At 62.3% G+C, this 26762-nt stretch carries 25 protein-coding genes; 17 read left to right on the forward strand and 8 right to left on the reverse strand.

Going from position 1 to position 26762, the window contains the following annotated elements:
* Window positions 1-17 precede the first annotated feature (17 nt).
* Both OHL11_RS03415 and OHL11_RS03420 read right to left on the reverse strand, forming a co-directional pair.
* On the reverse strand, window positions 18-1124 hold the full coding sequence (locus OHL11_RS03415) for an ABC transporter permease (RefSeq protein ID WP_263370069.1): 1107 nt from the start codon (window positions 1122-1124) through the stop codon (window positions 18-20).
* Between the two features lie 18 nt (window positions 1125-1142).
* Entirely contained in the window at window positions 1143-2642 is a 1500-nt protein-coding gene (locus OHL11_RS03420) for a hypothetical protein (RefSeq protein ID WP_263370070.1), read from the reverse strand.
* Window positions 2643-2880: 238 nt separating this feature from the next.
* Here OHL11_RS03420 and OHL11_RS03425 point away from each other — a divergent pair, with 238 nt between their 5' ends.
* From OHL11_RS03425 to metK, 4 genes are all read left to right on the forward strand, one after another.
* The gene (locus OHL11_RS03425) at window positions 2881-3345 is read left to right on the forward strand and encodes a helix-turn-helix domain-containing protein (RefSeq protein ID WP_263370071.1); all 465 of its coding nucleotides are present in this window, start codon (window positions 2881-2883) and stop codon (window positions 3343-3345) included.
* Entirely contained in the window at window positions 3342-4412 is a 1071-nt protein-coding gene (locus OHL11_RS03430) for a glycosyltransferase family 47 protein (RefSeq protein ID WP_263370072.1), read from the forward strand. The genes OHL11_RS03425 and OHL11_RS03430 overlap by 4 nt, the downstream gene beginning before the upstream one ends.
* A 223-nt stretch (window positions 4413-4635) precedes the next feature.
* Window positions 4636-5661 carry a hypothetical protein gene (locus tag OHL11_RS03435; protein WP_263370073.1) on the forward strand — a complete coding sequence of 342 codons (1026 nt, stop codon included), beginning with the start codon at window positions 4636-4638 and terminating at the stop codon, window positions 5659-5661.
* 301 nt (window positions 5662-5962) lie between these two features.
* On the forward strand, window positions 5963-7156 hold the full coding sequence (gene metK / locus OHL11_RS03440) for a methionine adenosyltransferase (protein ID WP_263370074.1): 1194 nt from the start codon (window positions 5963-5965) through the stop codon (window positions 7154-7156).
* 373 nt (window positions 7157-7529) lie between these two features.
* Here metK and OHL11_RS03445 read toward each other — a convergent pair whose 3' ends face one another.
* Genes OHL11_RS03445 through OHL11_RS03455 form a run of 3 tightly spaced genes read right to left on the reverse strand, consistent with a single transcriptional unit; the run spans window position 7530 to window position 10393 of the window.
* Window positions 7530-7928, reverse strand: a complete 399-nt coding sequence (locus OHL11_RS03445; protein ID WP_263370075.1) for an OsmC family protein — start codon at window positions 7926-7928, stop codon at window positions 7530-7532.
* A gap of 9 nt (window positions 7929-7937) precedes the next feature.
* A complete protein-coding gene (locus OHL11_RS03450; protein WP_263370076.1) occupies window positions 7938-9173 on the reverse strand; it encodes a peptidylprolyl isomerase in 1236 nt (411 codons plus the stop codon).
* 35 nt (window positions 9174-9208) lie between these two features.
* Complete coding sequence (locus OHL11_RS03455) at window positions 9209-10393, reverse strand: GGDEF domain-containing protein (RefSeq protein WP_263370077.1); 1185 nt, start codon at window positions 10391-10393, stop codon at window positions 9209-9211.
* 319 nt (window positions 10394-10712) lie between these two features.
* Between OHL11_RS03455 and OHL11_RS03460 the strand changes: the two genes are divergently transcribed.
* From OHL11_RS03460 to OHL11_RS03475, 4 genes are all read left to right on the forward strand, one after another.
* Window positions 10713-11630 (forward strand): transglutaminase-like domain-containing protein, encoded by a 918-nt coding sequence (locus OHL11_RS03460; RefSeq protein ID WP_263370078.1) that lies wholly within the window; start codon window positions 10713-10715, stop codon window positions 11628-11630.
* Window positions 11631-11676: 46 nt separating this feature from the next.
* Complete coding sequence (locus tag OHL11_RS03465) at window positions 11677-12912, forward strand: MFS transporter (RefSeq protein ID WP_263370079.1); 1236 nt, start codon at window positions 11677-11679, stop codon at window positions 12910-12912.
* Between the two features lie 361 nt (window positions 12913-13273).
* A complete protein-coding gene (gene ada / locus OHL11_RS03470; RefSeq protein ID WP_317890616.1) occupies window positions 13274-14380 on the forward strand; it encodes a bifunctional DNA-binding transcriptional regulator/O6-methylguanine-DNA methyltransferase Ada in 1107 nt (368 codons plus the stop codon).
* 455 nt (window positions 14381-14835) lie between these two features.
* Complete coding sequence (locus OHL11_RS03475) at window positions 14836-16047, forward strand: S1C family serine protease (protein ID WP_263370080.1); 1212 nt, start codon at window positions 14836-14838, stop codon at window positions 16045-16047.
* A gap of 423 nt (window positions 16048-16470) precedes the next feature.
* On the opposite strand, the gene OHL11_RS03480 is transcribed toward OHL11_RS03475, so the two are convergent.
* Window positions 16471-16782 (reverse strand): hypothetical protein, encoded by a 312-nt coding sequence (locus tag OHL11_RS03480; protein WP_263370081.1) that lies wholly within the window; start codon window positions 16780-16782, stop codon window positions 16471-16473.
* Between the two features lie 28 nt (window positions 16783-16810).
* Window positions 16811-17125: a hypothetical protein gene (locus OHL11_RS03485; RefSeq protein ID WP_263370082.1), complete on the reverse strand. Its 315-nt coding sequence runs from the start codon at window positions 17123-17125 to the stop codon at window positions 16811-16813.
* A 333-nt stretch (window positions 17126-17458) separates the two neighbouring features.
* Here OHL11_RS03485 and trpB point away from each other — a divergent pair, with 333 nt between their 5' ends.
* From trpB to aroF, 5 genes are read left to right on the forward strand one after another with little or no spacing between them, the layout of a single operon-like run.
* Window positions 17459-18685, forward strand: a complete 1227-nt coding sequence (gene trpB, locus OHL11_RS03490) for a tryptophan synthase subunit beta (RefSeq protein ID WP_263370083.1) — start codon at window positions 17459-17461, stop codon at window positions 18683-18685.
* Window positions 18685-19098 (forward strand): hypothetical protein, encoded by a 414-nt coding sequence (locus tag OHL11_RS03495; protein WP_263370084.1) that lies wholly within the window; start codon window positions 18685-18687, stop codon window positions 19096-19098. Before trpB ends, OHL11_RS03495 begins: the two co-directional genes overlap by 1 nt.
* Window positions 19095-19871 (forward strand): tryptophan synthase subunit alpha, encoded by a 777-nt coding sequence (gene trpA, locus OHL11_RS03500; protein WP_263370085.1) that lies wholly within the window; start codon window positions 19095-19097, stop codon window positions 19869-19871. The genes OHL11_RS03495 and trpA overlap by 4 nt, the downstream gene beginning before the upstream one ends.
* A gap of 52 nt (window positions 19872-19923) precedes the next feature.
* On the forward strand, window positions 19924-20187 hold the full coding sequence (gene pheA, locus OHL11_RS03505; protein WP_263370086.1) for a chorismate mutase: 264 nt from the start codon (window positions 19924-19926) through the stop codon (window positions 20185-20187).
* A gap of 44 nt (window positions 20188-20231) precedes the next feature.
* Window positions 20232-21275, forward strand: a complete 1044-nt coding sequence (gene aroF, locus OHL11_RS03510; RefSeq protein WP_263370087.1) for a 3-deoxy-7-phosphoheptulonate synthase — start codon at window positions 20232-20234, stop codon at window positions 21273-21275.
* 69 nt (window positions 21276-21344) lie between these two features.
* On the opposite strand, the gene OHL11_RS03515 is transcribed toward aroF, so the two are convergent.
* Complete coding sequence (locus OHL11_RS03515) at window positions 21345-22193, reverse strand: TlpA family protein disulfide reductase (protein ID WP_263370088.1); 849 nt, start codon at window positions 22191-22193, stop codon at window positions 21345-21347.
* Between the two features lie 104 nt (window positions 22194-22297).
* Between OHL11_RS03515 and proB the strand changes: the two genes are divergently transcribed.
* Genes proB through OHL11_RS03535 form a run of 4 tightly spaced genes read left to right on the forward strand, consistent with a single transcriptional unit; the run spans window position 22298 to window position 26747 of the window.
* Window positions 22298-23110: a glutamate 5-kinase gene (gene proB / locus OHL11_RS03520; protein WP_263370089.1), complete on the forward strand. Its 813-nt coding sequence runs from the start codon at window positions 22298-22300 to the stop codon at window positions 23108-23110.
* Window positions 23107-24438 (forward strand): glutamate-5-semialdehyde dehydrogenase, encoded by a 1332-nt coding sequence (locus OHL11_RS03525; protein ID WP_263370090.1) that lies wholly within the window; start codon window positions 23107-23109, stop codon window positions 24436-24438. The genes proB and OHL11_RS03525 overlap by 4 nt, the downstream gene beginning before the upstream one ends.
* Before the next feature lie 15 nt (window positions 24439-24453).
* Window positions 24454-25323, forward strand: coding sequence for a prephenate dehydrogenase (locus tag OHL11_RS03530; RefSeq protein WP_263370091.1), 870 nt, complete (start codon window positions 24454-24456; stop codon window positions 25321-25323).
* A 50-nt stretch (window positions 25324-25373) separates the two neighbouring features.
* Window positions 25374-26747 (forward strand): aryl-sulfate sulfotransferase, encoded by a 1374-nt coding sequence (locus OHL11_RS03535; RefSeq protein WP_263370092.1) that lies wholly within the window; start codon window positions 25374-25376, stop codon window positions 26745-26747.
* Window positions 26748-26762: the final 15 nt, after the last annotated feature.

Consider the following 26762-nt stretch of genomic DNA (forward strand, 5'->3'; position numbering starts at 1 on the left):
TTGTTCGTGGCGGAAGTTTATTCGTAGCTGAGCGCGTCGATGGGGTCTTTGCGCGCGGCCTTCAGCGAAGGATACAGCGCGCCGAGCAGCGCGCCGAAGAGCGCGATGCAGACCGCGGTCAACACCCACAGCGGCGTTACGGAGAAGCTCATCGTCGGGAACTTCGCACGTAATACCGCGCGGAGTATGTACGTCCCTAACACCCCCAGCGCCGTACCGACGACGGCCAGCAGGCCCGTCTCGCGCAGCACCACGGAGACGATGTCCATCTTGCCCGCACCGAGCGACTTCAGAATGCCGATCTCTCGCGTGCGCTCCATCACGGCCGTGTACATCGACTGGAAAATCACGAGGAAGCCGATGATGATCGCGATTCCGATCACGACGCGTAGTGCGATGTTGAAGCCCGGCATCTTCTCCGGCGTCAGCGAAGCGAGCAGCTCTTCGACAGTCTGCACGCTCCAGCCCTGCAGGCCGTCGGTGGCGAGGATCTCCTTGCGTACAAGCTCCTGGTTCCTGGGCGAGTCGTCCGTCTTGATGTAGAACGCCGAAGCCTTGCCTGCGTTGCCGTCGAGCGCATCCATCGTCGTCAACTGGATGAACTTGCGCGCGCCCTTGCCGTGCTCCACGATGCCGACGACGCGGAAGTCGTGGTTGAGCGCCTTGATGGTGTCACCGATTTTCGTGCCCTTGCCGCGCGCGGCCTGCAGGTCGTCGATGATCATGTCGTACGGCTGCTCGAACGGTCCACCCGCTTTGAAGACGAAGGGACGCAGTGCGTTGAAGCTGGCGAAGTCGATCCCGTAGATGTTTTCGAGCGACGCACCGGTCGTCAGCTTGATGTTCACCGGCGCGACGACCTGCACATGGGGCAGATCCTTCAGTACGTTGGCGATGCGCACATCGGCCGAGGCGGACGAGGTGTTCATCAGCGCCGTAGAAGCGCCGGGGTGCGTGATCATGTCCGCACCAATGCCGAGTGTGCCATTGCGCGAGTTGTCCAACATGCCGAACATGATGGCCGCGATGGAGAGAATCATGATGACTTCAATGGCCACAGCAAAGGCGCTGATGATCGAGCGCAGAGGACGATGTACGAGATTGCCAACAATCAGTTTGTTCATAGAGAGATTTCAGAAGCCTTAGTGTACGAAGGTCGCGCCAGACAACGGCGTTGCAGTTCTGCGACCGTGATCGCGATAAACCAGTTGCCCCAGCAGAGGAGCCACGAAGGTGCCGGCAAACATGCCGATGATCACGCCGAAGTTGTTGTAAGCGATGAAGCCTACGAGGCCGCTCACAGCGCTTTCTGCTGCCATGTGCGAGAAGACCATGAAGTAGAACAGTCCCCACGGTGCTCTGCGGATGTCACCCGCGATGAGGTCGATGACGATGAAGTGCAGCGCCCACAAGAGTGGGAGCATGACGATCAGCGCGCGCCAACCATCAAAGTGAAAAGCCTCGGCGGCTGGGCCAAACGAGATGCCGGTGGAGGTGTCATCTTCCACGATCATGCCGATTTGGCGGGCATAGTAGTTACCACCAGCGTCCTGCGGCATCAACGCTTCCTTATTCGGCAGCAGGACGTGTGGGAACCACGAATAGAAGAGGTACCAGAGATAGCCGTAACCGATGTAGTTCCCGTGAGAGCTGAAGGAGATCAGCGTATCGTCGGCAGGCCAGATGATGAGTCGCTCCGCGAATGCACCAACGCTGGTCCGGAAATAAGAACGCTCGAGCATCAGCCCTTGCGCCTCATTCTCATTCTGAATACTCCGATACTCATCGATATTGGCGAGGATCATCCCCGTAAGCGCGACGCGCTGCATGAAGGAATCCGTCGGGATGCCGCGACCGATTTGCGCGACCGGGATGAGATAGTGGCTGATACCAAACGCGATCAGCGCGACGGCTACGAAATGCTGAATCTTCAGACGGAAGCGCGTGTAGGCGAGTGCCACGAGCCAGCAGGCGAAAGGCGTGATGATGCCTTCCTTGGAGAAGTTGAAGACGCCCTGCACAAAGACGTAAGTGCCGGCCACCAGCGAGATCCAGCAGTAGGTCTTCTTTCCTCCGCTGGACTGAACCGCATAAACCGTGCCGAAGAGGACGGCGAGCACGGCGAACACGTCCAGACGGCGCAGAATGAGCGCAAAGGAACCATTGCTCTGCGGCAGCACGCTGGTGAGCGCGAAGACGATGGCGCTGAGCATCAGGCAGCCGAGCGCGCTCATGTGGAAGTCAAAGGGGCGGGAGGCCTGAAGCCGGTCTGCCAGCGAGCGCGTGCCCGCAGTGACGCGGCGGCTCATCACGCTGGCGAGCAGGATCGCCGCCATACTCACGGTATAAACGGCGATCGTGAGCGTAGGCACCCAGCCACCGGTGTCCGGCGCTTCGCCTACTGCGGCCTTGAGCGTGACCGGGATCAGCACGGTCAGCGTGCCGTACCAGAAGATGTAGCTGCCCGAAGGGCGCGTCAGTCCACCAGCCACATTCATGGCAAGCACCCACATCATCGTGCAACCGAAGTTCAGGATGATGAAGGTCAATCCGGTGTGCAGAAAAATTTGAACAGCAGCGGTCACGATGGCCCATGTAAGCGCCCAGGAAACCGGAATGCGTTCAAAGAAGGAGAGTCGCACAGTTCCTTCAGTCTACGCGTTCCACCATGTCAGCGTTCCTCCGCGCCGTATTCAAACCTCAGCCGTCGGAGGCAGGAGCGGGGCTGCCAACCCCTCTCTATAGAGTCGCAAGTCGCCCTCGTACCAAGATGGGAATTGCTCCCCTGGGTTCGGAGCCGCCGATTTGCCCTCAAAATAGTGCACAATCGGCTACAGAAGAGTTCAGTCAGAAGACCGGAATCCCTGAACGGAGAATTGGGTGCAGGAGTTTGGAGCCAGCCTGCGTGCCGAGCGTGAGCGCTTAGGCGTGCCGATCGATGCCGTGTGCGAAGGCACAAAGGTGTCGCTGCGCTATCTGCAGGCCCTCGAGCAGGGTGCGTTCCCGGAGCTTCCCGGCGGGGTCTTCAACCGGGGCATCGTGCAAAGCTACTGCCGCTATCTCGGCCTGGACGAGGACGTCTGGATGGAGCGCTACGTAGCCGCGCAGCCCTCAGTGGATGAGACGGATTTCACGCAGTTTGCCGAAGCCGTAAAGCGCAACCGTCTGCCCTCGGAGCCTCTCGTGCGCAACCGCTGGTGGGGTGTGCTGGCGATGTTGCTGGCGTTTCTCGCCATTGCTTTCGCCATCTGGCACTATGTCATTCATCCGCGACCTGGGCACGGCACCGCTGCTCCCGATGCCAATGCCGCGCTGGCCGGTGCCGTTTCTATACTGAAGGCATGAGTCTTCCCTCGGCACGGTACACGTTGGTCTGGCGTTCGGAGAACGTCGAACATAAGCGCATGTTGAGCACGCTGCTCGCTCCGTTCGTGGCCGAGACCATCGTCGATCCTGACCGCCAGTTCAACGGCGACCATGCCATCTTCGTCGAGTATTTCGCGAATACGTTGAATCCGCAGCTCTTCGAGGGTTTTCGCGGCAAGGACGTCTTCCTCGTCGACATGAGCGACGAGAACTACGAGTTCGTGCCCGCGCTCTACACCTGCTTTCGCGGCGTCATTCGCGCGCACTGGTCGGAGATCTTCCGGCCAGAGACTGTCTTCTGCATTCCGGTCGGGCCGTCGGACTCAAGCGTGGCTCCGCCGCCCGCATTGCCTGCGTCCTCGCGTGAGTTTGCGTGGTCCTTCATCGGGCAGATGAACAAATCCACGCGGCCGGATGCCGCGCGCGCCTTTGCCAGCATCGAGCCACACTTGCTTTTCACCACGGACAATGTTCCGGGCATCAGCATGTGGAATCGAACGCTGGCGCAGGCGCCCCGCCGTTACAGCCCGGATCGTAATAGCGAGGTCCTGGCGCAGACGATCTTCTCGCTCTGCCCGATGGGCAACACGAACCTTGAGAGCTCGCGGCCCTATGAGTCGCTGGAATATGGCTGCATCCCCATCGTGGAGCGGCGCCCGGGCTTCGATTACTTCACCGGTCTGCTTGGCGAAAACCCGCTGCCAAAGTTCAACTCCTGGCCTGAGGCGGCAGCGTTTGCGAGCGGTCTTCTCGCGAAGCCCGAAGAGCTCGACGCGCTGCAGCAGCGCTGCATTTCGTGGTGGGCGGCTTATAAGGCGGAGCGCGAACAGCGACTCGCTAAGTTCCTCACCACGCGTTCAAACGACGTAAGGCCGACCACGGAGGACTCCTTCGTTACCCCGGCGTATCGCAAGCGCTACTTTGTGGAGCGCGAACTGCTGCGTCATCACAACCTGCGCGCGCTGTACCGCCGCGTGGCGTTGATGGTGAAGCGCAAGCTGTCTGGGCGGGGAATGAGGGTGCACTCCGGCTCGCAGTGGAAGTAGCGCGCGAACCCATTCGCCGGCATCCTCGGAGGTCTCGGTGTCACCTCGTCGTCGCCAGGCGGAGAAGGCGAGTCTGCCTGCTGCTTCCACTCCGCGGACCGTCGCGCAGGAGCCATCACCGCAGTAGGCAGTGTGAGATGCGGTCGAGATTGCTCCGTGTATTCTGGGGCACATGCGTTCAAAGAGTGATTTCAAAGAGAACCACTGGCTCGGTCGTTCGCCGGTGGAGCGGTGGACGCTGTTTGCGCTCGCACTCGTTGTCTATGGTGTGGCCTATCGCGGGTATGCGGTCTATTCGTTCACCGAAAGATTCTTCGGGATCAGCGAGTCGCTCGCGATCGGGCAGGGAACGGCCCCGGCGCCCTTTGTTTATCGCGTCGGTGTGGGCCGTCTGGCGTATTTTCTGTATCGGCACGGGATCCAATTTCGCTGGAGCCATGGACTTTTCGACGGCATCAGTTGCGCCGTCGCGGTCTTTATCGGCTATCACCTGCTGACGCGGCAGCGTTTCTTTCGCAGCTCGGGAACGCTGGTGCAGGCGCTTCTCAGCGTGCTGTATACCGGCTGCATCGCCGAACTGCTGAGCTGGCAGGACCTGTTCAAGAAGACGGACACGGACCCCTCGATCATGATGGTCACGCTGATGCTGTGGCTTTTGTCGAGTCGGGTTTCGCAGGAGCCTTCTCGCCCGGAGCGCGCGTCGTGGCTTACGGTCATTCTGTTGCTTGTAGTCGGGTTTGCGCAGGGCCTGATTCGGGCCGAGATTACTGCCTTCGTTGGCTGCGGAGTGCTGGCCGCGGCGGTGCTCGTGCCGCAGGCCCGGTTCTCGCTCTCGCGTCGGGGCACGATGGCCGCGGCAAGCTTGCTGGTGGCGCTCGCGGTTGCAACGCAGTTCGTACTGAGCCACATCATTTTCAGGAACTCACACTACGCCGCGGGCGAGTTCCTGATGCTGCACGCGAATCTGGTCGAGACGCATAGCGATCTGGCGTTTCTGGATTTCATGCTGCCGATCGCTGTGCTGTATTGGCTTGCGTGGCGGCGTCGGGCCTCGCTGGCGGAGGACGCCCCGAGTGTAGCCCTGATGCTCGGAGCTCTCCCGTTCGTCGGCTTGTGGGCCGTGATCGGAAGGTTCGAAGAGGTCCGTATCTTTCTCCCGATGGCCGTTCCTTTGGTGCCGCTCTTCTGTCGCCTGTTCACGCAGGAGGTGGTGGCGCTGAGTGGGGAAGGCGTTCGGCCCGCAGCCTGAGCGTGAGGCCGCAGGCGCGGAGGGACCAGAAGGCGCCCATCCAGTGTCCGCTATGGCCCGTCTGGTGCAGATTTCGCCGCAACGAAGAGGCGGCGGTGACCTTCCGGTTCTGTTGCGGGTAAAATAGAAGGGTTCCGCCTTGCAGCCATCGTGCTCGGGTGGAGCGACCGGAGCGCAGGTGTTCTTTGAGCGGGTTTGTGCCCGCTTTCTCCGCCGCATGGAGCCGGTCGTCGGGCGTCTGGGGGCTTGTTCGCAGGCTGATGGGCGGGTCCGGCTATCTCATAGAGGAGTACCAAAAGCTTTGTCTACCACCGATCGTTTCCTGTTTACCAGCGAATCCGTGACCGAAGGTCACCCCGACAAGATTGCCGACCAGATCTCTGACGCGATCCTCGACGCCTGCCTTGCAGAAGATCCCTACTCGCGCGTGGCGTGCGAGACGCTGACCTGCACCGGCCTCGTTGTGGTTGCTGGCGAAATCACCACCAAGGCGTACGTTGACTTCCAGACGGTCGTTCGCGAAACGGTTCGCGAGATCGGTTATGACGATGCTCTCAAGGGCTTCGATTGCGACACCTGCGGCGTGATCTCGACGATCAACCGCCAGTCGCCTGACATCGCGCAGGGCGTGGACACCGGCGGCGCCGGCGACCAGGGCATGATGTTCGGCTTCGCGACCAACGAGACCCCGGAGCTGATGCCGACCCCCGTTTCGCTCGCGCACAAGCTTTCGCGCAAGCTCTCGGAAGTTCGCAAGAACGGCAAGCTCGGCTACCTCCGTCCTGACGGCAAGAGCCAGGTGACCGTGGAGTACGACGCGAACTACAAGCCTGTGCGCGTGGACGCGATCGTCATCTCGACGCAGCATGCAGAGTTCGCTGACCGCGATCCGAAGAGCACGCTCACCAACGAGCAGCTGCACGCGGACATCATGGAGCACGTGATCCAGGCGGTCATCCCGGCTGAGCTGCTCGACGCCGACACCAAGTACCACATCAACCCGACGGGCCGCTTCGTTATCGGCGGACCGATGGGCGACTCCGGCCTGACCGGCCGCAAGATCATCGTGGATACCTACGGTGGCATGGGCCGTCACGGCGGCGGAGCTTTCTCGGGCAAGGACGCGACCAAGGTTGATCGTTCGGCGGCGTACATGGCGCGCTACATCGCGAAGAACATCGTGGCCGCTGGCCTCGCTGACCGCGCTGAAGTGCAGCTTGCGTACGCGATCGGCGTGGTTGAGCCGGTTTCGATCCGCATCGACACCTTCGGTACGGGCAAGGCGAGCGAGAAACGCCTGATCGAGCTCGTGCGCGAGAACTTCCAGCTGACGCCGAAGGGCATTATCGAGAGCCTGAACCTGCGCCGCCCGGTCTTCAAGCAGACCGCAGCGTACGGCCACTTCGGCCGCTCGGGTGAAGGCTTCACCTGGGAAGCCACCGACAAGGCTGAGGCCCTCAAGGCCGGCGCCGCTGCAGAGCTCGCTGCCAAGTAAGCTCGCAGGCAGAAATGCGAACGGCAGCCCCAATGGGGCTGCCGTTTTGTTTTCCGCGCAGGCGGTGATCCAAAGCCACAAACCGGGTGCCCCATGTCTCGATTCTGAGACATGGGTTTGCAGGCTTCGTCAGGAAGCGCACGTCGACATCGTCGGTCTCCCACATCTGCTGCGCAGATAGGGGGCACCCGGCAGAGGCGGCCGGGCGAAATTTTAAGTGGAGTGTGTCGGAGCGAAGGCCCTAGGTCGCGAACCAGACGAGGCAGAGCAGCACGCAGACGCCGATGCTGGCTGCAAATATCCGGTTGGCCTTGAGCAGTACCTCGGTCATGCTCTTTGTGACGCGAAAACCCGCGCTGGGGTTGACCCGAGGCTACTTCTCCACGGAAATTTCCGTGCGCAGCGTTGGCGGGTGCGTCAGCGTGTTGTGCAGAATGCACTTGCCGACGGCGGCTTCCACGCCCTCGCGGTGTTCCCTGGAAAGCTCCGTCGGGGTGAAGACGCGGGTCAGGATCTCGCCGAGCCGTGCCGGGTTCTTCAGCTTTTCCGCCTCGACCGAGACGCGGACTCCCTCGAACGGCAGCTTGTTGCGCTTCAGATAGTCCACCGCATAGTACGCCGCGCAGGCGCCCAGCCCGCCGAGGAAGATCTCCGGTGGGGTCATCGCTTCGTCGTAGCCACGGTTGTCCTCGGGCTGATCGCTGTAGATCGTGTGGCCGCGCGTGGAGATGGAGAACTGCACGTCGCCCATGTGCTGAATTTCAAGCTTCATCGTTCCTCCTTAGGGCACGATGGTGATCGAGCGGACTGTGATCGGCTTCAGCGGCTTGTGGTGAGCGTCGCGCGGCACGCTGCTGATCGCGTCGACCACCTTGAGCGCGTCGGCATCGCACTGGCCAAAGATCGTGTAGTTGCCGTCCAGCCGGTGCTCGGGCGTGGAGGTGATGAAGAACTGGCTGTTGTTCGTCGTCGGGCCGTCATTCGCGTAGGCCAGGCGGCCAGGGCGGTCGAAGCTGATGCCAGGAATGATTTCGTTGGCGAAGGTGAAGCCGATGTCGCCATCCGCAGCGCCGCCGGGCACATCGCTTTGCTGCACCATGAAGTCGGGGATGACGCGCGCGAAATGCACGCCGTTGTAGAACGGCTTGTCGTGCATCGTCTGGTGCGTGATCGGGTGCTTCCAGTCCTTCTTGCCCTCGGCGAGGCCGATGAAGTTCTCCGTTGCAACGGTCGTTTGCGTGAAGAGCTTGCAGCGCATCGCGCCCATCGTCGTATCGATCACTGCGGTGGGGCCGGTCGGCTCCGGTGGAGCGACGGCGGGTGCAGGCTGTGGCGGAAACTGCGGGACGATGCTCGCTGCCGCAGCGTGCGGGGCCACCGCTGGCAGCGGTCGACCCGGCGGGACGATGCTCACATGGTCGATCGCGACCGGTTCGGCCGGGCGGTTGTCCGCCATCAGCAACGCGTGTTGTAGCTTGCGGATCACCTCGATGCTCGCCGCATCGCAGAGGCCGAAGGGCAACATGCGGTGCTCCATCTCGAGGTTTGCGTGCGTCTGGAAGATGAGGCCCGAGGCGGTTTGCTGCGTGCCGTCGCTGATGAGGCGGATGCCGAGCAGGCCGTCATGCAGCAGCGAGACGCCTGCCTTCTCGGTCGGTGTCGGGTCGTCCGCGTAGCCTTTGCCGGAGCCGACGCGGTCGCCTCCGGAGACGCCGCCTGTGATGCCGAGAATCGAGGTCGCGTCGAAGTACGGCGTGCCGCTCATGGTCTTGCCGGTGAACGGGTCCATCCACGGCTTCCTGCCTTCGGCAAGCGCGATGAAGTTCGCCGTAGTCGCGGGCATTTCTTTCGCGTAGAGCTTGCAGGTGATGCGGCCCATCGTCGTATCGAATACGGCGGTGGGGCCGGTCGGCTGCGGCTCCGCGGGCTTATGCGCTGTGTGCGAAGCGACGTGCTGGGCAACGGCGGCGGAGGCGAGCGTCAACGAAAGAAGGCAAGCGGAAGCGAAGCGTTTCACCGCTTCAGTGTAGAGGCTTCGGCCTCGCGCGTGGGCTAGGCCAGCGCGCGGCTGCCTTCGGTCACGTCGAAGAGGGGGAAGACGCAGTTGCGGCCCCGCTGCTTGGCGCGGTACAGGTGTTCGTCGGCGCGCTGCATCAGCGACTCGACGGTGTCGCCGGCCTGGTACGACGCCAGCCCGATGCTCACCGTCAGCTGCAGCGAACGCGGGCTGTTGATCTGCAGTGCCAGCGGCACGAGCAGCTTCTCCACGTTGGAGCGGACGCGCTCCGCGGCGATGCGCGCGGAGGACATATCGGCCTGCGGCAGCAGCGCGCTGAACTCCTCGCCGCCCCAGCGTGCCAGCGTGTCCGAGCCGCGGACGGCGGCCTGCATCGCTTCCACCACGGCCACCAGCGCGGAGTCGCCCACGGCATGGCCGAACTCATCGTTGATCTTCTTGAAGTGGTCGAGGTCGATCATCAGCACGGAGAACGGACGATGGCGCTGGATCGCGGTGCTGAGTTCCTTGTCGCAGACGTTGAGGAAGGTGCGGCGGTTGTACAGCCGCGTCAGCGGATCGGTGCCGGCCATCAATTGCAGCTGCATGGAGAGCTGCACGTTCGACATCCAGAAGAAGGACGAAGCAATGGTGAGCGAAGCCACCAGCAGCGCCACCTGGTGCGCGACGAGCAGACCATCGCTCTGCGGCCGGTGGTGGAGACCCGCAGAGACCAGCATGCCGAAGCGCACCAGCTGGAAGAGGCCGAAGGCGATGAAGACCGCAGAACTGAACCAGGCCGGCAGCGTTTCCTCGTCGTGCGCGGCGCGCAGCAGCAGATAGGTGGTGCGCACACACTTGATCACCAGCGTCAGCGGCATCAGGCTGCGCGCCGCATTCGGCAGCAGATGCAGCGCCACGCCGCCGTCGATGACGCAGACCGCGATCAGCAGCAGGATGCCGACGCTCGGCACCGGCTTGCGCTTGGTCATCATCTCCATCACGGCCACGTGCATCAGCACAAAGCCGAGCAGCGTGAAGAAGTCGCCCGCAAACTGGCGTGCCCACAGCGGCAGCGGCTGCGCAGCAGAGGTTCCCCAACCCAACAGGCCCGCGAAAAAGGTCGCAGCCAGCCAGCCTACGCCACGCAAGCGCTGGTTCGAGAGGTGGATGAGGAGAAAACTGACGCTACTCAAGGCAAAGAGTATGATCGCCAGCCAAACGACTGTTTGCGGATCCATAAGGGTTCGTACTTTGACTGAATTTGTGGTCTCACCACACCGTCATTACGAGCTGAATGCAAGCAGACTCGACTGACGCACCCGAGGACTTTCACGCTTCCTGTTTGGCGGCTCGCCGTAGCGGGGCCGTCCTGAAATCACGAGCGCTTCATAAGGGCCGAACGAATGTTACTAACCATAGTGATCCAAAATGGATTTTCTATCAATAACTTCCGCGAGGGATCGGGCGTAAATCCCGGATTTTCTTCTAGCTTGTGGACTTGATCGAAGAATTCCGCATCTGACTACAAAAGTTCGATCTCTACTCCGGAAAACTCCTGTGCTGATCAAGTCTGAATTTGACATCCAGTTTCATCTCCCCGCTGAAACGCCGGTGATCGCGTTGCTGCACGCGCACCCTTCGCTGGACGAGCAGCTGCGCTCCTCGGACGTGCTCAAGGTGGAGCACATCCTGCCCGCTGCCGAGCGCGAAAATCCGCTGCAGCTGGCAGTGGAGGAGTACATCGACAGCTTCGGCAATCGTTGCTCGCGCTTCGTCGCTCCCGCCGGGGCTATCCGGCTTTCAGGCGTGCACATCATCAGCGCTCCGGAAACGCCGGACCCGCAGGGCGTTGGGATAGGCGCCACCCCGATTCAGGACGTGCCGGCGGAGGCCCTGCAGTATCTGCTGGCCTCGCGTTACTGCCAGGTCGACCAGTTCGGCGGCATCGCGCAGGACCTCTTCGGCTTCTACGCGCCGGGCTGGGAAACCGCTGCGGCGATTCGCGACTGGGTCCACGAGAAGGTGGCATTCAATTACATGGCCGCCCGCTCGACAAAGACCGCGATGGACGTCTTTACGGAACGCATCGGCGTCTGCCGCGACTTCCAGCATCTGGCGGTCACGCTCACGCGCTGCATGAACATCCCCGCGCGCTATGTGACTGGCTACCTTGGAGATATCCGCGTCCCCGCAGGTGGCGCAGGCGACTTCTCGGCCTGGTATCAGGTGTATCTGGACGGCCGTTGGTGGGACATGGACGCGCGCCACAATGAGCCGCGTTATGGCCGCATTCTGATGGCCGTAGGCCGCGATGCCGCAGATGTCGCGATCACCACGAGCTTCGGCGTGGCCAACCTGACGCACTTCTTCGTGGAGTCGAAGGAGATCGACGCCGACGGAAACCCGGTGCCGCTGCCCGCCAAGGTGCCGCTGGCCGCGTTCCCGGAGGCTGAGGGCGAAGTGCAGGAGCGGTAACTGGCGGTGGCCAACCGCGTCTGCCATACTGAACCCTCGACAACCTATGCCCCCGCACCACGAGCCGCCTCTCGAAAACCCGAAGAAGTTCCCCGTGTGGGCGATGGGCCTGGCGAATGCGCCGACAGGGTTCGTCTACGGCTTCATCTCGACGGCGATGGGCATCATGCTCGCCTCGCGCGGCGTTTCGGTGGCGAAGATCGGTGCGATCTCTGCGCTGGCTTTCTCGCCGACATTCTGGGCGTGGCTCTTCGCTCCTATTCTAGATGTCCGCTTCACCAAGCGCTTCTACGCGTTGATTCTGGCGGTGCTGGCGGCTGTGCTGCTTGCCGGCGCGGTGGTGTCGATGGGCGATCTCTCCCGCTTCGCCATCTTGCTGACGGCTTCAAGCGTGGCGGCGACGCTCTACTCGAACGCTGTCGCGGGCTGGGCGCCGGATGTGCTCGCCGACGAAGAGTTCGACACGATGAGCGGCTGGTTCAACGTCGCGAACCTCGGTGCGGCGGGTGTTTTCAGCATCATCGCCGTGACGCTGATGCATCGCCTGCCAGCGACGACGGCGGCGGCGTTCCTCGCGCTGCTGGTGCTCGCTCCGGCGCTGCTGCTCCTCTGGTTTCCTGCGCCGCGACAGCCGGAAGGCACGCTGGCGGCAAACTTCTCCGCGATGCGCCGCGACCTGTTTCGCGTGCTGCGTGGCAGCCGCATCTGGCTGGGGTTGGCGATCTTCCTCTCGCCCATCGCGTTCGCACTGACGAACATTTTTTCTTCGCTGGGTGACGAGTTCCACGTGCCCGAGCGCTGGGTGACGAACCTCAACGGCCTCGGCGTGGCAGGAGTCTGCTCGATCGGCTGCCTGCTGGCGATCCCGGCGTGCCGTCGCTGGCCGCGGCGAAATGTGTTTGTGCTGGCCGCGGTGGGCGCGGCGATCTTCGCGGCGTTTCTCGCGCTGACGCCGCATACGCTGGGCTGCTACGCCGTCGGCGTGCTGGGTTACAACTTCTTTCAGGGGTTCAACTACACGGCGTTCGTCGCGCTGGCGCTGGAGATCACCGGCCCCGGCAATGCGCTCTCGGGAACGATGATGGCGATGCTGACTGCGTCGATGAACGTGCCGATTGCGGCGCTCATCTGGCTGGATAGCCGCGTGCATGACAGGTGGGGACTGCAGTCGATGCTGTGGTTCGACTGCTTGAGCGCGGTGGTGACGGCGGTGGTGTTGCTCGGCTTCGTCATCCCGCGCATGGAGCGTTGGGTCGCTCGCAGGGAAGGGCATACGGCTTAGCGTTTCGCCGCGCAGACTCGTCGTGGCCTGCGAAACGCTGTAAAGAATGTGTGAGTTACTCGGCGTCGGCGCCAGAACGGCTGGCCACGAGGCAGGGAGCGAGAACCATCATCAGGAAAGCGCCGGCGATCAGAAAGCTGTGCATGTGGAAGAGACTCCTTTGTGCCGCTGTGAGCGAGTACCCTGATCCTCTCGTGGGAGATATCGCCGGTGATATCACGCATCCGCAGCAGCGCCCAAACGTCGGCGTTATCCGGCATCCCACTTTGGTCGTAGTGGTTCCCGTTTCGGCAACTTTCGGGCTGCGGCCATCTTTCTTGCTTTGACCGCAACCAGCGGAGTGCAGCGCGCAGAGCGTGCGATGGACGATACTGGAATGGACACCTTGATGACGACCTCGCGTTCCAAATCGACCCCCGCACCGGCCTTCGCCGGACTCGCCTGGCAACAGGTGCTCGCGCGCGACACTCAGGCGGACGGCCAGTTCGTCTACGCCGTGAAGTCCACCGGCATCTACTGCAAGCCAAGCTGCCCCAGCCGCAAGCCGGAGCGCCGCAATGTCAGCTTCTTCTCCACGCCCGCGCTGGCGGAGGAGGCCGGTTTCCGCGCCTGCCTGCGCTGCCAGCCGCAGCTTGCCACGCCTCGCACGGACCCGCAGGCCGCGCTGGTGGAGCAGGCCTGCGCGCTGCTCTCCAAGCCCGGCAGCCCGGACCTCGAGCGCATTGCGGCCGAGGTAGGGTTGAGCAAGTTCACGATGTCGCGCGCGTTTCAGCGCATCCTCGGCGTAACGCCCGGCGACTATGCGCGCAACGCCCGTCGCACGCGGCTGCGCGAGCGTGTTCGCGAGCCACGGACGACGATCACGGAAGCGATTTACGACGCGGGCTTTGGCTCGTCGAGTCGCGTCTATGAGAGCCTTGACGCGATTCTGGGCATGACGCCCTCCGCGTGGAAGGACGGCGGCAAGGGCGAAACGATTCGCTGGGCGGTGGGGCAATCATTCGCGCTGGGCGAGGTGCTTGCTGCGGCGACGGACCGTGGCCTCTGCGCGGTGTTCTTCGCGGACTCCGAAGGCGAAGCGGCTGCGGAACTCCGCGAGCGCTTCCCGCAAGCGGTGCTGCGGCACGACAACGAAGGCATGGGCGAGATGCTGCGCTCGGTGCTGGCGTATCTCGAGGAGTCCGACGGCGCGCTGAACCTGCCGGTGGACCTTCGCGCCACCGCCTTCCAGCAGCGGGTGTGGAAGGCGCTGTTGGCGATTCCTCGCGGTGAAACGCGCACGTATGCGGAGATCGCCGAGAGCATCGGAGCGCCGAAGTCTGCGCGCGCTGTGGGTACGGCCTGCGGAGCGAACCCTCTGGGCGTGATCATCCCGTGCCACCGCGTTGTTGGTGCGACGGGCGCGCTTACCGGCTATCGCTGGGGCAAAGAGCGCAAGCGCACGTTGCTGGAGCAGGAAAGCCGCTAAGGTTCTCTTTTCCTGATTCACGACAGACGGGTGCCCCACATCTCGATTTTGAGATGTGGGAGAGCACGGGTGCTCGTCGCGCCGATCTATCGGCCTCCACAAACCTCTCTGGAAACCCAGGTCTCCAAAAATCGAGACCTGGGGCACCCGTTCGTGCGGGCTTCGGTCTCCGCAAACCTCTGGAAACCCAGGTCTCCAAGAATCGAGACCTGGGGCACCCGTCGTCCGGGGCTTCGGTCTCCGCAAACCTCTCTGGAAACCCAGGTCTCCAAAAATCGAGACCTGGGGCACCCGTCGTGCGGGCTTCGGTCTCCGCAAACCTCTCTGGAAACCCAGGTCTCCAAAATCGAGACCTGGGGCACCCGTTCGTGGAGCCAGCGGAACCATCCCCGCGGCAAACTCGTAGAATCTAAGGCAACGAGTGCGCTGCTGCGCCGATGGGTTTTCTTCGCTCTATGAAGCTTCGTCCTGTTCTTGTCGTTCTGGTAATTCTGGCTGGGTTTTATCTGCTCACCATGCGGCTGGTGCCGGTGGGGGCGTTGGGCAATCTACTGCACGGCTCTGGCGATGGCACGGCGACGAGCTTCATTAGCGGGCCACTCGGCAGCTTCGGGCTGACCGAGGCCAAGGCCGCGCCTGCGTTCGACGAGGAAGAGCAACAGAACATCGCCGTCTACAAGAAGGCGCTGCCCAGCGTGGTCAACATCACCTCGACCGAGGTGGCCTACGACTTCTTCTATCGCCCGGTGCCGCAGCAGGGCCAGGGCTCGGGCTTCATCCTCAACAAGGATGGCAACATTCTCACGAACAACCACGTCATCGACAACGCGCAGTTGGTCGAGGTGACGCTTTGGAACAAGAAGAAGTACAAGGCGCGCGTGGTGACGGTGGACCGCAATCACGATCTTGCGCTGCTGAAGATTGATGGCGCGCCGGACCTGCAGCCTGCGACGCTGGCGTCAGTGAACAACCTCGTCGTGGGTCAGCGCGTGTACGCGATCGGCAACCCGTTCGGCTTCAGCGGAACGATGACGCGCGGCATCATCTCGGCGATTCGTTCGGTGCAGATGCCGAGCGGCAACAAGATTGAAGACGCGATCCAGACGGACGCGAGCGTGAACCCGGGTAACTCCGGCGGCCCTCTCCTGAACTCTAAGGGCGAGGTCATCGGCATCACGACGATGATCGCGACGAACCCCAACGGTGCGGCGGAGCAGTCGGCGGGCATCGGCTTTGCGATTCCGATTACGACGGCTAAGGCTGTGCTTGATGACTTTGCGCGCTTCGGCCGTGTGCGTCGACCGTCGCTGGATGTGGTGACGTTGCCCATCGGTCCGGATCTCGCCGAACAGATCGGTCTACCTGCGGACTACGGCATTTTGATCGAGCGTGCGTTGCCCGGCGGTGCTGCAGAGCAGGCTGGTTTGCGCGGAGGTACGCAGCGCGCGCTGCTCGGCAATACGCCGATCATGCTGGGTGGCGATCTGATCGTCGGCTTCGACGGCCAACCGATTTCGAATGCGCAGGACCTGTCGAACGCGCTCAACGGCCATCACGCTGGCGATGCGGTGACGCTCACAGTCTTCCGCGGACGCAACCGCATGGCGGTGCATGTGACTCTGTCTGAGGCCAAGCAGATCGTCAACGACAACAACCAGCGCATCTAGATTTGAGCCGACAATCACTTCGATCCAACGAGAAAAAGCCCCGGCGCGATGGCCGGGGCTTTTTGCTTGCGAAGTTGTCGCATTCAAGAGATGCGGTTGCGAAGTGTTAGCGATGAGCAACCGAGGTGTGAACAATATGCGGTCGGGGTGCACGATCGTGTACCGAGATCGATGTGGGATGAGCGGCGATGACCTTTTGGGCAGATGCAACTGCCGGCGCCAGGATCAAGGCCGCAGCGAGCACGCGAAGTGCTGTCTTCATGCGGTCCTCCAATCCAGAAAAGCGTTGTTCCTCGCGAGTCGAACGTTTCCTGTTACGTCTTATACGACGCACGAAGGTTGTACGTGGATTCAGGAAAATAAACGGCCACGTGCGAACATCGAATGGTTCGCGCGTGGCCGTTTATTTCGAAGAACTTGCGTTTAGTAGCGTCCGCTACGCTCACGCTTCTTGACGTCGTGGTCCTTGCGGGCCTTGTTGGCGAGCAGTCCACCACCCGCGCCGACGCCTGCACCGATCAGGGCGCCCTTCGGCCCACCGGCCACCGCACCGATCACTGCTCCGCCAGCGGCTGAGCCACCGACGACCTTCGCCTTCGTGTGGTGCCGCGCATCGGAGCGCTCCTGCGCATGCTTGGCTTCCTCATGCTCGCGATACGTCTGTGCCCCGGCCGCAAGCGGCAACGAGACGACTGAAATCAAAGCGACCTTTGCTGCGATCTTCATCATGTTCATGGCTCAACTCCTCTGGATGCGCTAGGCGCTAGTAGTGGTTCGGGGATGCGTACTTCTGACGCTGCTTGATGGAGTGGTGCTTACGCGCCTTGTTGCCGATCACACCCGCGCCTGCACCGATACCCGCACCTACAACCGCGCCGACAGGACCACCGACCACGGCGCCGGTCGCTGCACCGCCGGCAGCGCCACCGCCCACGAGCTTGGCCTTGTTGTGGTGCTTGGCATCATGCGCCTCTACCTGCGCCTTGGCGTCTGCATGAGACTCCTGCGCGGCGAGCGTGAGTGGGGCGACCGAGAAACTTCCGAGAAGAACAACTGCTGCAAGTCTGGTGACGTTCATGTGCAATCCTCCGACGTCGTACAGGAAAGATGGATGGCTCGGTTTCGCCGTAAGTGGCCTAAAAAGCAGTAAAAAGATACATTTTTCGCGGGCAACCCTTGCGTTTCGGCTTAGTCGGGAGTACGTTAGCTAGGAATGCGTAACTCGTTCAGCCCGTTTTTTGCGTTTCCGTTCCGCTACTGGCCCCCGGTAGCGGCGATGGCGGACTGAGCCTGCACGAAGCTCCAAAGCAACACTGAGACTTCGAAGCAACGCACAAGAACCTCCGAGCCGCGACCCTACCCAGGGCGCGGCTTTTGCTTTAGCACCAACAAACGATCGACAGGAGAAGCAATGAGCGCAGTGGAGACGATGACGAAACCAGCAGCCGAGATCGCAGGACGCTTCGGCGCCTACGGTGGCCGCTACGTGCCGGAGACGCTGATGGCCGCGCTGCTCGAACTCGACCAGTGCTACGCCGACGCGCAGGCTGACCCGGCGTTTCATGCGGAACTCGACCACCTGCTGCACACCTACTGCGGCCGTCCTACGCCGTTGTACTTCGCCAAGCGCCTGAGCGAGCAGCTTGGCGGCGCGAAGATCTACCTGAAGCGCGAAGACCTGCTGCACACCGGCGCGCACAAGATCAACAACGCGCTGGGGCAGGCGTTGCTCGCCAAGCGCATGGGCAAGACGCGCATCATCGCCGAGACAGGCGCGGGCCAGCATGGCGTGGCGACCGCCACGGTCTGCGCGTTGTTTGGGCTGGAGTGCGTGGTCTACATGGGCGAAGAAGATATGCGCCGCCAGGAGCCGAACGTCTACCGTATGCGCTTGCTTGGCGCAGAGGTGCGCGGTGTGGGCGCGGGTTCGGCCACGCTGAAGGACGCGATCAATGAAGCGATGCGCGACTGGGTCACGAACGTGCGCGACACGTTCTACATCCTCGGCTCGGCGCTCGGCTCGCATCCTTACCCGACGATCGTGCGCGACTTCCAGCGCGTCATCTCGCGTGAGTCGCGCGAGCAGATTCTCGCCGCAGAAGGCAAGCTACCGGACACCGTTGTGGCTTGTGTCGGAGGTGGCTCGAACGCGATTGGCGCGTTCTATGAGTACCTGAACGATGCGAGCGTGGCGCTGGTCGGCGTAGAGGCTGGTGGACGCGGCACCGCGCTTGGCGAACACGCTGCACGCTTCCACGGCGGCATCCCCGGCGTGCTGCAGGGCACGTACAGCTATGTGTTGCAGAATGACGCCGGTCAGGTGGCTTCGACGCACTCGGTGAGCGCGGGCCTCGACTACGCGAGCGTCGGCCCCGAGCACGCGATGCTGCATGACTCGGGCCGCGCGACGTACACCTACGCGATGGACCACGAAGCGCTCGACGCGGTGAAGGTGTTGAGCCGCACGGAAGGCATCATCCCGGCGCTGGAGTCGGCACACGCGATTGCTGAGGCGATGAAGCTCGCGCCGAAGATGAGCAAGGATCAGGTGCTGATGGTGAACGTCAGCGGTCGTGGCGATAAGGACCTTGGGATTTTGCGGAACGAGATGAGCTTGGAAGGTGCGGGAGAGAAGTAGTGGTCACCCTGCCAATAAAGAGGAAGCTTTATACCATTCCAGTTGCTTCTACGAGTTTTGTTGAAGAGGCCGTTTGGGATGGTCGTAAGCAAGCAATTATCTTCTCGTACGAATTGGAGTCGAATCCGAAGGAGTTTCGTACAGTTGGTATCCGATTCCAGCGCCCTCAGCTACTCGTGAAACGTTCTGAAGCGATGTGCCGAGCGGAGCAGATCGAAGCTTGCTACGACATCCTCGTAGAGATAGAAAACTCACCTTTGTTGCATGAATACAAAGAAGAGATTGAGCGGGGACGCATAAACCAGGCTCATCACTACATGATTTATCTCGATAGCGTAGGCAGCTTCGAGTTGATTGCAGAAGGTTGGACAGTTGAAGACGTCTTGCAAGAATCGAAAGAAGGTAAGCAGTGATTTCGTTTGCGAATAAGCCCGGCCTCGTTATCTACCTCACCGCGGGCGACCCCGATCTTGCCACTACGCGCGACATGGCGATCGCCGCGATTGACGCAGGTGCGGATGTTATCGAACTCGGTGTGCCGTTCAGCGATCCGTTGGCCGATGGCCCGGTGATTCAGCGTGCGAGTGAGCGTGCGGTGGCGAGGGGAACTCGGCTCGAAGACGTGCTGAAGACCTGCCGTGAGATTCGTGATGCGCGGGCGAGCGCGGGCATCATTCTCTTCAGCTATCTCAACCCTGTGGTGCGCTTTGGCATGAGTGCTTTCGCGAAGGCCGCGAAGGCCGCGGGTGCGGATGGTGTGTTGCTCACCGACATGATCGTGGAAGAGGCGGGCGAGTATCTCGAAGCGATGCGCGCGAATGATCTTGCGCCGGTGTTTCTCGCTGCGCCGACCTCGCCGGATGAACGCCTCAAGGCCATCGCAGAGAACTCGCGCGGATTCGTCTACGCGATCTCGCGCGTGGGCATCACGGGTACGCAGACGGAACTTGCTGCCGATGCAGAGACGCTGGTGAAGCGCCTCAAGCAGTTCGCCCAGGTCCCTGTCGCGCTGGGCTTCGGCATCTCGACGCCGGAGCATGTGAAGACCGTTGCAGGCTTTGCGGACGCGGCTGTGGTGGGTTCGGCGATCGTTGCGCTGGTGGAGAAGACTCCCGCAGCGGATGCGCCTAAGGCCGTTGGCGAGTTTGTTCGCTCGCTCAAGCAAGGAGGCCAGCCTTCAAGCTAAACGCATATCATCAACTGGCACCGACATTCAGATTCTGGCACGGAGAAGCACGATGGAAATAGCGGACTGGCGTAACAAGATTGACGAGATCGACGAGCAGATCACCGTTCTGCTGAACAAGCGCGCAGAGTGCGCCGTCGAGATTGGCAAGCTGAAACTGGCGAATGCTGCTGCAGTGTACGAACCGCAGCGCGAACAGCGTGTCTTTGAGCACGTGAGCGCCGTAAGCACCGGTCCGCTGACCACCGCCGAACTGACTGACATTTATCAGCGCGTCATGGACGTGATGCGCAACAAACAGAGGCCCGCCAAGTAAGCGCGAACAGCCTCGTCGAACTCGACGAAAAGAGGATTGAAGTGATGATCGTTGCCATGCAGGACAACGCAAGTACAGAGCAAATTGTGAACGTGATCGAGCGCATGGAGTCGCTCGGTTTCAACGTGCATCGCACCACCGGCGAAACGCAGACCATCCTCGCGGGTGTCGGCACGCCTTCGCACTTTGAGGTGACCGAGTTTCAGGTGTTGCCGGGTGTGCAGCAGGCGTACCGGATCTCGTCGCCGTACAAGCTGGCGGGTCGCGGCTTCCGCCCGGAAGGCACGCGCATCACCTTCCCCAACGGCGTGGTCGTTGGCGGTGAAGAGATTGTCGTGATGGCGGGTCCGTGCTCGGTGGAGTCGCGCGAGCAGATCATGCTGAGCGCGAAGCAGGTGGCTGCTGCTGGCGGACAGTTCCTGCGTGGTGGTGCGTACAAGCCGCGCTCGTCGCCGTACTCCTTCCAGGGCATGGGCGTCGAAGGCCTGAAGCTGATGCGCGAAGCCGCGGATGAACACGGCCTGCTTGTGATCACCGAGGTGATGGAGATCTCGCAGATCGAAACGATGCTGCCGTACATCGACTGCTTCCAGGTGGGCGCGCGCAACATGCAGAACTTCAACCTGCTGCGTGAGCTGGGCAAGGTGCGCAAGCCGGTGCTGATGAAGCGTGGCATCGCAGCGACGATTGAAGAGACGTTGCTCTCGGCCGAGTATGTGCTTTCGGGTGGCAACTACGACCTGATGCTTTGCGAGCGCGGCATTCGCACGTACGAAACTGCAACGCGCAACACGATGGACATCTCCGCGATTCCAGTGCTGAAGAAGCTGACGCATCTGCCGGTCTTTGGCGATCCGTCGCACGGCGTGGGCATTCGCGCATTCGTTCCGCCGATGGCGCTGGCTGCTGTGGCTGCGGGCGCGGACGGCTTGCTGATGGAGATGCATCCGAACCCGGACAAGGCAATGAGCGATGGCGCTCAGTCGTTGACGCCCGAGCAGTTGAATGAGCTCGTCGCGAAGCTGCGCCAGCTTGCGCCGGTGGTCGATCGCTCGGTGGCTCCGGCTGTTCAGCCTGTGCACGTGTAAGGGCCTTGCTGCGAACACGCAAACGCCCACCGTGCACGATGCCTCGGTGGGCGTTTGTTTGCGCAGTGGTTAGAGCTTCAGCCCGGCTTTCTTCAGCATCGCCACGAACTGTCGCGGTGTGCGGCCATCGATAGCAACGGCAGCGAGCTTGCCTTCGCGATCGAAGACAAAGGTCTTCGGCAGGCTGTTCACCTTGAACTTCGTCGCGGCCTTGTGGTCGCTGTCGAAGAGCACGGTGAGGTGCGGGATGCGCGAGAGGATGGGCTGCACCTTCAGCGAATCTTCATCGGTGAGTGCGAGCACGACGACGTCGTTGGGCAGCTTGTCGGCGATGTTGTCGAGCGCGGGCAGCTCCATGCGGCAGGGTGGGCACCACGTCGCCCAGAAGTTGACGATGACGATCTTGCCGCGCAGTTGGCTCAGCGTCCACTTCTTGCCCTTGATGTCCTTAGCGGTGAAGTCCTGCTTGCTGACCTCTTCGTCGTCCTTCGCGAGCTTGTCGAGCGCGGCGATGTACTGCGGGTTCTGCGCGATGGGGCCGGAGACCTTCATCTCTTCGTAGCGCGCGAGGGTGGCGAGCTCGTTGTACGGCTCGGCGGGCTTGCCGTTGGCTTCAGGCACGGGGAAGCCGTTGGTCGCGGCGGCGAGCGTGTCGGTCACAGCTTGCAGGTTGTCGCGACCGGGGTCGCCTTCGGTGGAGAGATGCGCCAGCCCCAGCGCAAGGCCGAGCTTGGGTTTGCCGTCGGGCAGTGTGGCGATCTCTTTGGCGATGGAGCCGGTGCGCGTGCCGCGCTCGGCTTCGGGCAGCGAGCGCAGCGTGCCGATCTCCTTGCGAATGCTGTCGGGAGTGGCCTGGGCATGCAACGCGGTAGCGGTGAAGAGGAGTGCAGCAGCGGTGAGAGCGAGTACGGGTTTCATGTCGGCGGTGAATAGCTCCTGAGTAGAAGGTGTGCAGGGAGTGTACGACAGGCGCGGGTTTGGCTTGTTATCCTCGAAGTGTCAAAGCAGAAAGCGAGAAGTGGATGCGTCGCATCGTAGTCAAGCTTGGAACGAACGTGATCATGCGCACGGATGGCAAGGTAGCGTTGGGTTTGTTGTGCGGCCTGGTGGAACAGGTGGCGGCGCTGCGTGAGCAGGGCTATGAGGTGTTGGTTGTATCTTCGGGCGCTGTGGGGCTCGGTGTGGAGCGACTGGGGCTGAGCACGCGACCGACGGTACTGGCGCAGGTGCAGGCGTGTGCGGCGATTGGCCAGTCGCGACTGATGGCGCTGTATGGTGACGCATTCGACCGCTTCAACTGCCCGATCGCGCAGGTGCTGCTGACCGAAGATGATTTCCGCGATCCGACACGCCATGCCAATCTGCGCGCGACGCTCGATGCGTTGCTGACGCTGGGCGTGATTCCGATCGTGAACGAGAACGATACGGTTTCGACGATGGAGCTGGAGCGCCCGGCGGAAGGCGCGCCGCAGCGTCTGTTCGGCGACAATGACAAGCTTTCGGCGCTGCTGGTGAAGCACATCAACGCCGACTTGCTGGTGCTGCTTTCGGATGTGGATGGACTTTACGATCGCAATCCAACGGAGCCGGGCGCGCAGGTGTTGCAGCGCGTTGAGGTGATCGACGAGAGCGTGTTGGCGCTGGCGCAGGGCGGCAATGGCCGCGGTCGCGGTGGCATGAGCTCGAAGCTCGAGAGCGCGAACATCGCGCTGCGCGCGGGAAAGCAGGTGGTGATCGCGAACGGTCGCACGCCGCAGGTGCTCGAGCGTTTGCTCGCGGGTGAAGTGCTCGGAACGCGCTTTGCTGCGCCGGTGGCTGCTGGGAGTTGGCGATGAGCGAGCGCACGGTTCGCGAGATCGCTGTCGCTGCCAAAGCGGCTTCGCGTGTGCTCGCGCCACTGGATGAAGCGAAGCGCAACGCTGCGTTGGAAGCGATGGCGGATGCCATTGCAGCAGCGGGGCCGGAGTTGTCTGCAGCGAACGCGGAAGACTTGAAGGCTGCGGAGTCGTTGAGCGGCGAGGATGCACTATCGCCTTCGACGCTCTCGCGCTTGAAGCTGAACAAAGCGAAGTTGCAGGAGATGGTGGAACAGATTCGCTCGGTGGCGGCATTGCCTGATCCTCTTGGTCGGGTGCTGGATGCGACGGAGTTGGACAACGCGAATCCGTTGCCCGGTGGCAGCGTGGATGGCCTGCATCTGCAGAAGATTTCTGTGCCGCTCGGTGTGTTGGCGGTGATCTTTGAAGCACGTCCGGACGCGGTGACGCAGATTGCGGCGCTGGCGCTGAAGAGCGGCAATGCGGTGATGTTGAAGCCGGGCAAAGAAGTGGAACGCACGGCGATTGCGTTGGTGGATGTGTTGCGCAAAGCTGTCGCGGCTGCTGGTTTGCCGAGCGATCTGATTTCGCTGGTGCTGGGGCGGGAGCGCGCAGCAGAGATGCTGGCGATGCACGATGCGATCGATATGATGATCCCGCGCGGCGCGAAGAAGCTGGTGGAGTACGTGCAGGCGAATACGCGCATTCCAGTGTTGGGTCATGCCGAGGGCATCTGCCATATCTATGTCGATCTCGCTGCGGATGAGCAGCTAGCGTTGCGCGTGATTGACGATGCGAAGCTCGATTATCCGGCGGCGTGCAATGCGGTGGAGACGGTGCTGGTGCATCGCGATATCGCCGATGAGTTTGTGCCGAAGCTTGCCGAGCATCTCTCGCGTCGCGGCGTGAAGTTGCATGGTGACAGCGAAGTGTTGAAGCTCACGAAGGATGCAACGCCGGTTGCGGACTGGTCGCATGAGTACGGCGAGCCGGAGATCGCTGTGGGTGTTGTGGACTCGCTCGATGCGGCGATCGCGCACATTCACACGCATGGCTCATCGCACACGGAGAGCATTCTTACGGAGGATGCTGTGGCCGCAGAGCGCTTCCTGCGCGAGGTGGATGCGGCGGGCGTGTATCACAACGCGAGCACGCGTTTTGCTGATGGCTTTCGTTACGGCTTTGGTGCCGAGGTGGGCATCAGCACGAGCAGGTTTCACGCGCGCGGACCCGTGGGGCTAGATGGCTTGACGACGTACAAGTATGTGTTGCGCGGGCGCGGTCATGTGGCTGGCGACTATCGCGGTGTGGCGGGCCGCAGCTTCACGCACAGGAAAGAAAGCTAGACCAGGACACAACCAATGGCCACGCGCGTTCTCATTCTCGGCACGGGACTCATCGGCGCAAGCATCGGGCTTGCGCTGAAGTCGCTCGGCGCTGCGTTTGAGGGCGAGGTGTTGGGCTGGGACCCGAATGCGGCCGAGTCTGCGGAGGCGCTGCGCATCGGTGCGCTCGATCGCGTGCTGGCTTCGCAGGAGGATGTGCTCGCCCTGAACGCTGCAGATGTGTACGTGCTCGCTGCGCCGGTGTTGCCGATCCTCGATTGGATGGAGCGGCTGGCGCCGGTGCTGAGCGAAGGACAACTGGTGACGGACGTTGGCAGCACGAAAGTTGTGATCTGCGAAAAGGCGAACGCGCTGTTCAATCAGCCGGGGCGCGCAACGTTTTTGCCGGGACATCCGATGGCGGGCAAAGAGTCTGGCGGCGCTGCGATCGCGGAGGCCTCGCTCTTCCGCGGGGCCACCTGGTTGTTTACTTCGCTGGCAGAGCCAACGCCTCTGACGCTGCAGTGGCAGGCGTGGATCGCCGCGTTCGGCGCGGTGCCGCGTGAGATTGAAGCGCTGCGCCATGACAAGGTTTGCGCCTGGGTTTCGCATCTGCCGCAGATGTTGTCGACGGCGTTTGCGGCTTTGCTCGAAGATTCGTTCGGCGAGGACGCGGCGGCGATGGAAGACATCCGCGCGATCGGCGGGCGTGCACTGCGCGAGACGACGCGCCTCGGTGCCAGCCCGTATTCGATGTGGCGCGACATCGCGATGACGAACACGCAGCCGCTTGCGGCGACGCTCTTCGCGCTGGAGCAGCACCTGGCGCATATTCGCGAGAACCTGCGCACGCCGGAGTTGCGCGAAGAGTTCCGCGCCGCGAATCGGTTTCGCTCCACGCGTTAGCGCGCTGTGCCATCATCGAAGCAGCGTCACTTCTCTTTGCGAGGTTGCTCTTGAAGACTCTGTTCCGCTCTGTCTCTGTGCTGGCTGCTGCGTTGGCTCTTAGCTCCGCTGCTCATGCGGGCGATCCGCCGCGGGTGTATCCGACGGGCACGACGGTCTACAACCCGGCGAAGGCGTACAACAGCTATGTCGCGTTCAGCGGGCCTGATGGGCTGATGCACCTGATCGACATGAACGGCCACGAGGTGAAGCGCTGGTCGCATGGCGGCAACCCCGGCGAGGTGCTTGATCCGAAGCTCGTGGGCGGAGCGCGCGGCCACGTGATGCTGCAGCTTGCGGAAAATGGCGACAAACGCGGCGGCATCTTCACGAACAAGACCTTCGGCGAAGCGGACTGGAATGACAAGACCGTGTGGTCGTGGAGCGGCGAGGGCAAGGATGGCTCGGCGTTGCAGAATCACGACTGGGCGCGGCTGCCGAACGGGCATACGCTGATGCTTCGCACGGTGGTGCACGCGGTGCCGATGGTTGGGCCGACGGTGATCGGCGATCAGGGCATCGTCGAGGTCGATCAGCAGGGCAAGGTGGTGTGGACGTGGGACGCGGGCGATCATCTCGCGGAGTTCGGCTTCTCGCCGGAGGGCATCAGGTATCTGCAGGCGCGTGTGGCCAAGAACGGTGCGGAGCCGTATGGCTATCTCGAGATCAACGACATGCAGGTGCTCGGGCCGAACCAGTGGTTCGACGCAGGCGACAAGCGCTTTGACCCCGAGAACATCATGATCGACGCCCGCAAGGGCAACGTGGTGCTGATCATTTCAAAGCGCACAGGCAAGGTGGTCTGGAGCCTTGGGCCGAACTTTCCGGGCGATGAGCTGTCGCCGGACCAGCGCATCGGCAACAAGACGCTGCCGCGTCCGGTGGACCAGATCTCGGGCCAGCACAACGCGCATTTGATCGCGAAGGGCCTGCCGGGTGCAGGGCATCTGCTGCTCTTTGACGACGAAGGCGGCGCAGGCTTTCCGCCTGCAGCGTTGGGAATTTATGCGGGCTCGCGCATTCTGGAGATCGACCCGGTGAAGAAGCAGATCGTGTGGCAGTACACGGGCGAAGACTCCGGCCGGCCAACGTGGACGTTCTTTTCGTCGTTCGTGTCGAGCGCGCATCGTCTGCCGAACGGCAACACGTTGATCTGCGAGGGCATGTATGGACGCCTCTTCCAGATCACGCCGACGGGCGAGATCGTGTGGGAGTACGTAGTGCCGTACCTCGGCCACGGCAAGCGTGGCGACAAGCCGTTCGAGTCGATGCTGACGTATCGCGCGCAGGCGGTGCCGTATGACTGGGTTCCCGAAGGCACGCCGCACACGGAGACGCCGGTGCAGGAACTCGACATCACGAGCTATCGCGTGGGGCAACCGTAGACGCTTACCGGTCGG

Origin of the sequence: Granulicella cerasi, from assembly GCF_025685575.1 — a bacterium.
Taxonomy (GTDB): domain Bacteria; phylum Acidobacteriota; class Terriglobia; order Terriglobales; family Acidobacteriaceae; genus Granulicella; species Granulicella cerasi.

Coding starts and splice junctions, on each gene's coding strand:
- OHL11_RS03415 (WP_263370069.1), bottom strand. CDS start 1,124: ATGAACAAACTGATTGTTGGCAATCTCGTACATCGTCCTCTGCGCTCG.
- OHL11_RS03430 (WP_263370072.1), top strand. CDS start 3,342: ATGAGTCTTCCCTCGGCACGGTACACGTTGGTCTGGCGTTCGGAGAAC.
- OHL11_RS03445 (WP_263370075.1), bottom strand. CDS start 7,928: ATGAAGCTTGAAATTCAGCACATGGGCGACGTGCAGTTCTCCATCTCC.
- OHL11_RS03455 (WP_263370077.1), bottom strand. CDS start 10,393: ATGGATCCGCAAACAGTCGTTTGGCTGGCGATCATACTCTTTGCCTTG.
- OHL11_RS03465 (WP_263370079.1), top strand. CDS start 11,677: ATGCCCCCGCACCACGAGCCGCCTCTCGAAAACCCGAAGAAGTTCCCC.
- ada (WP_317890616.1), top strand. CDS start 13,274: ATGGACGATACTGGAATGGACACCTTGATGACGACCTCGCGTTCCAAA.
- OHL11_RS03475 (WP_263370080.1), top strand. CDS start 14,836: ATGAAGCTTCGTCCTGTTCTTGTCGTTCTGGTAATTCTGGCTGGGTTT.
- OHL11_RS03480 (WP_263370081.1), bottom strand. CDS start 16,782: ATGAACATGATGAAGATCGCAGCAAAGGTCGCTTTGATTTCAGTCGTC.
- OHL11_RS03485 (WP_263370082.1), bottom strand. CDS start 17,125: ATGAACGTCACCAGACTTGCAGCAGTTGTTCTTCTCGGAAGTTTCTCG.
- trpB (WP_263370083.1), top strand. CDS start 17,459: ATGAGCGCAGTGGAGACGATGACGAAACCAGCAGCCGAGATCGCAGGA.
- pheA (WP_263370086.1), top strand. CDS start 19,924: ATGGAAATAGCGGACTGGCGTAACAAGATTGACGAGATCGACGAGCAG.
- aroF (WP_263370087.1), top strand. CDS start 20,232: ATGATCGTTGCCATGCAGGACAACGCAAGTACAGAGCAAATTGTGAAC.
- OHL11_RS03515 (WP_263370088.1), bottom strand. CDS start 22,193: ATGAAACCCGTACTCGCTCTCACCGCTGCTGCACTCCTCTTCACCGCT.
- proB (WP_263370089.1), top strand. CDS start 22,298: ATGCGTCGCATCGTAGTCAAGCTTGGAACGAACGTGATCATGCGCACG.
- OHL11_RS03525 (WP_263370090.1), top strand. CDS start 23,107: ATGAGCGAGCGCACGGTTCGCGAGATCGCTGTCGCTGCCAAAGCGGCT.
- OHL11_RS03530 (WP_263370091.1), top strand. CDS start 24,454: ATGGCCACGCGCGTTCTCATTCTCGGCACGGGACTCATCGGCGCAAGC.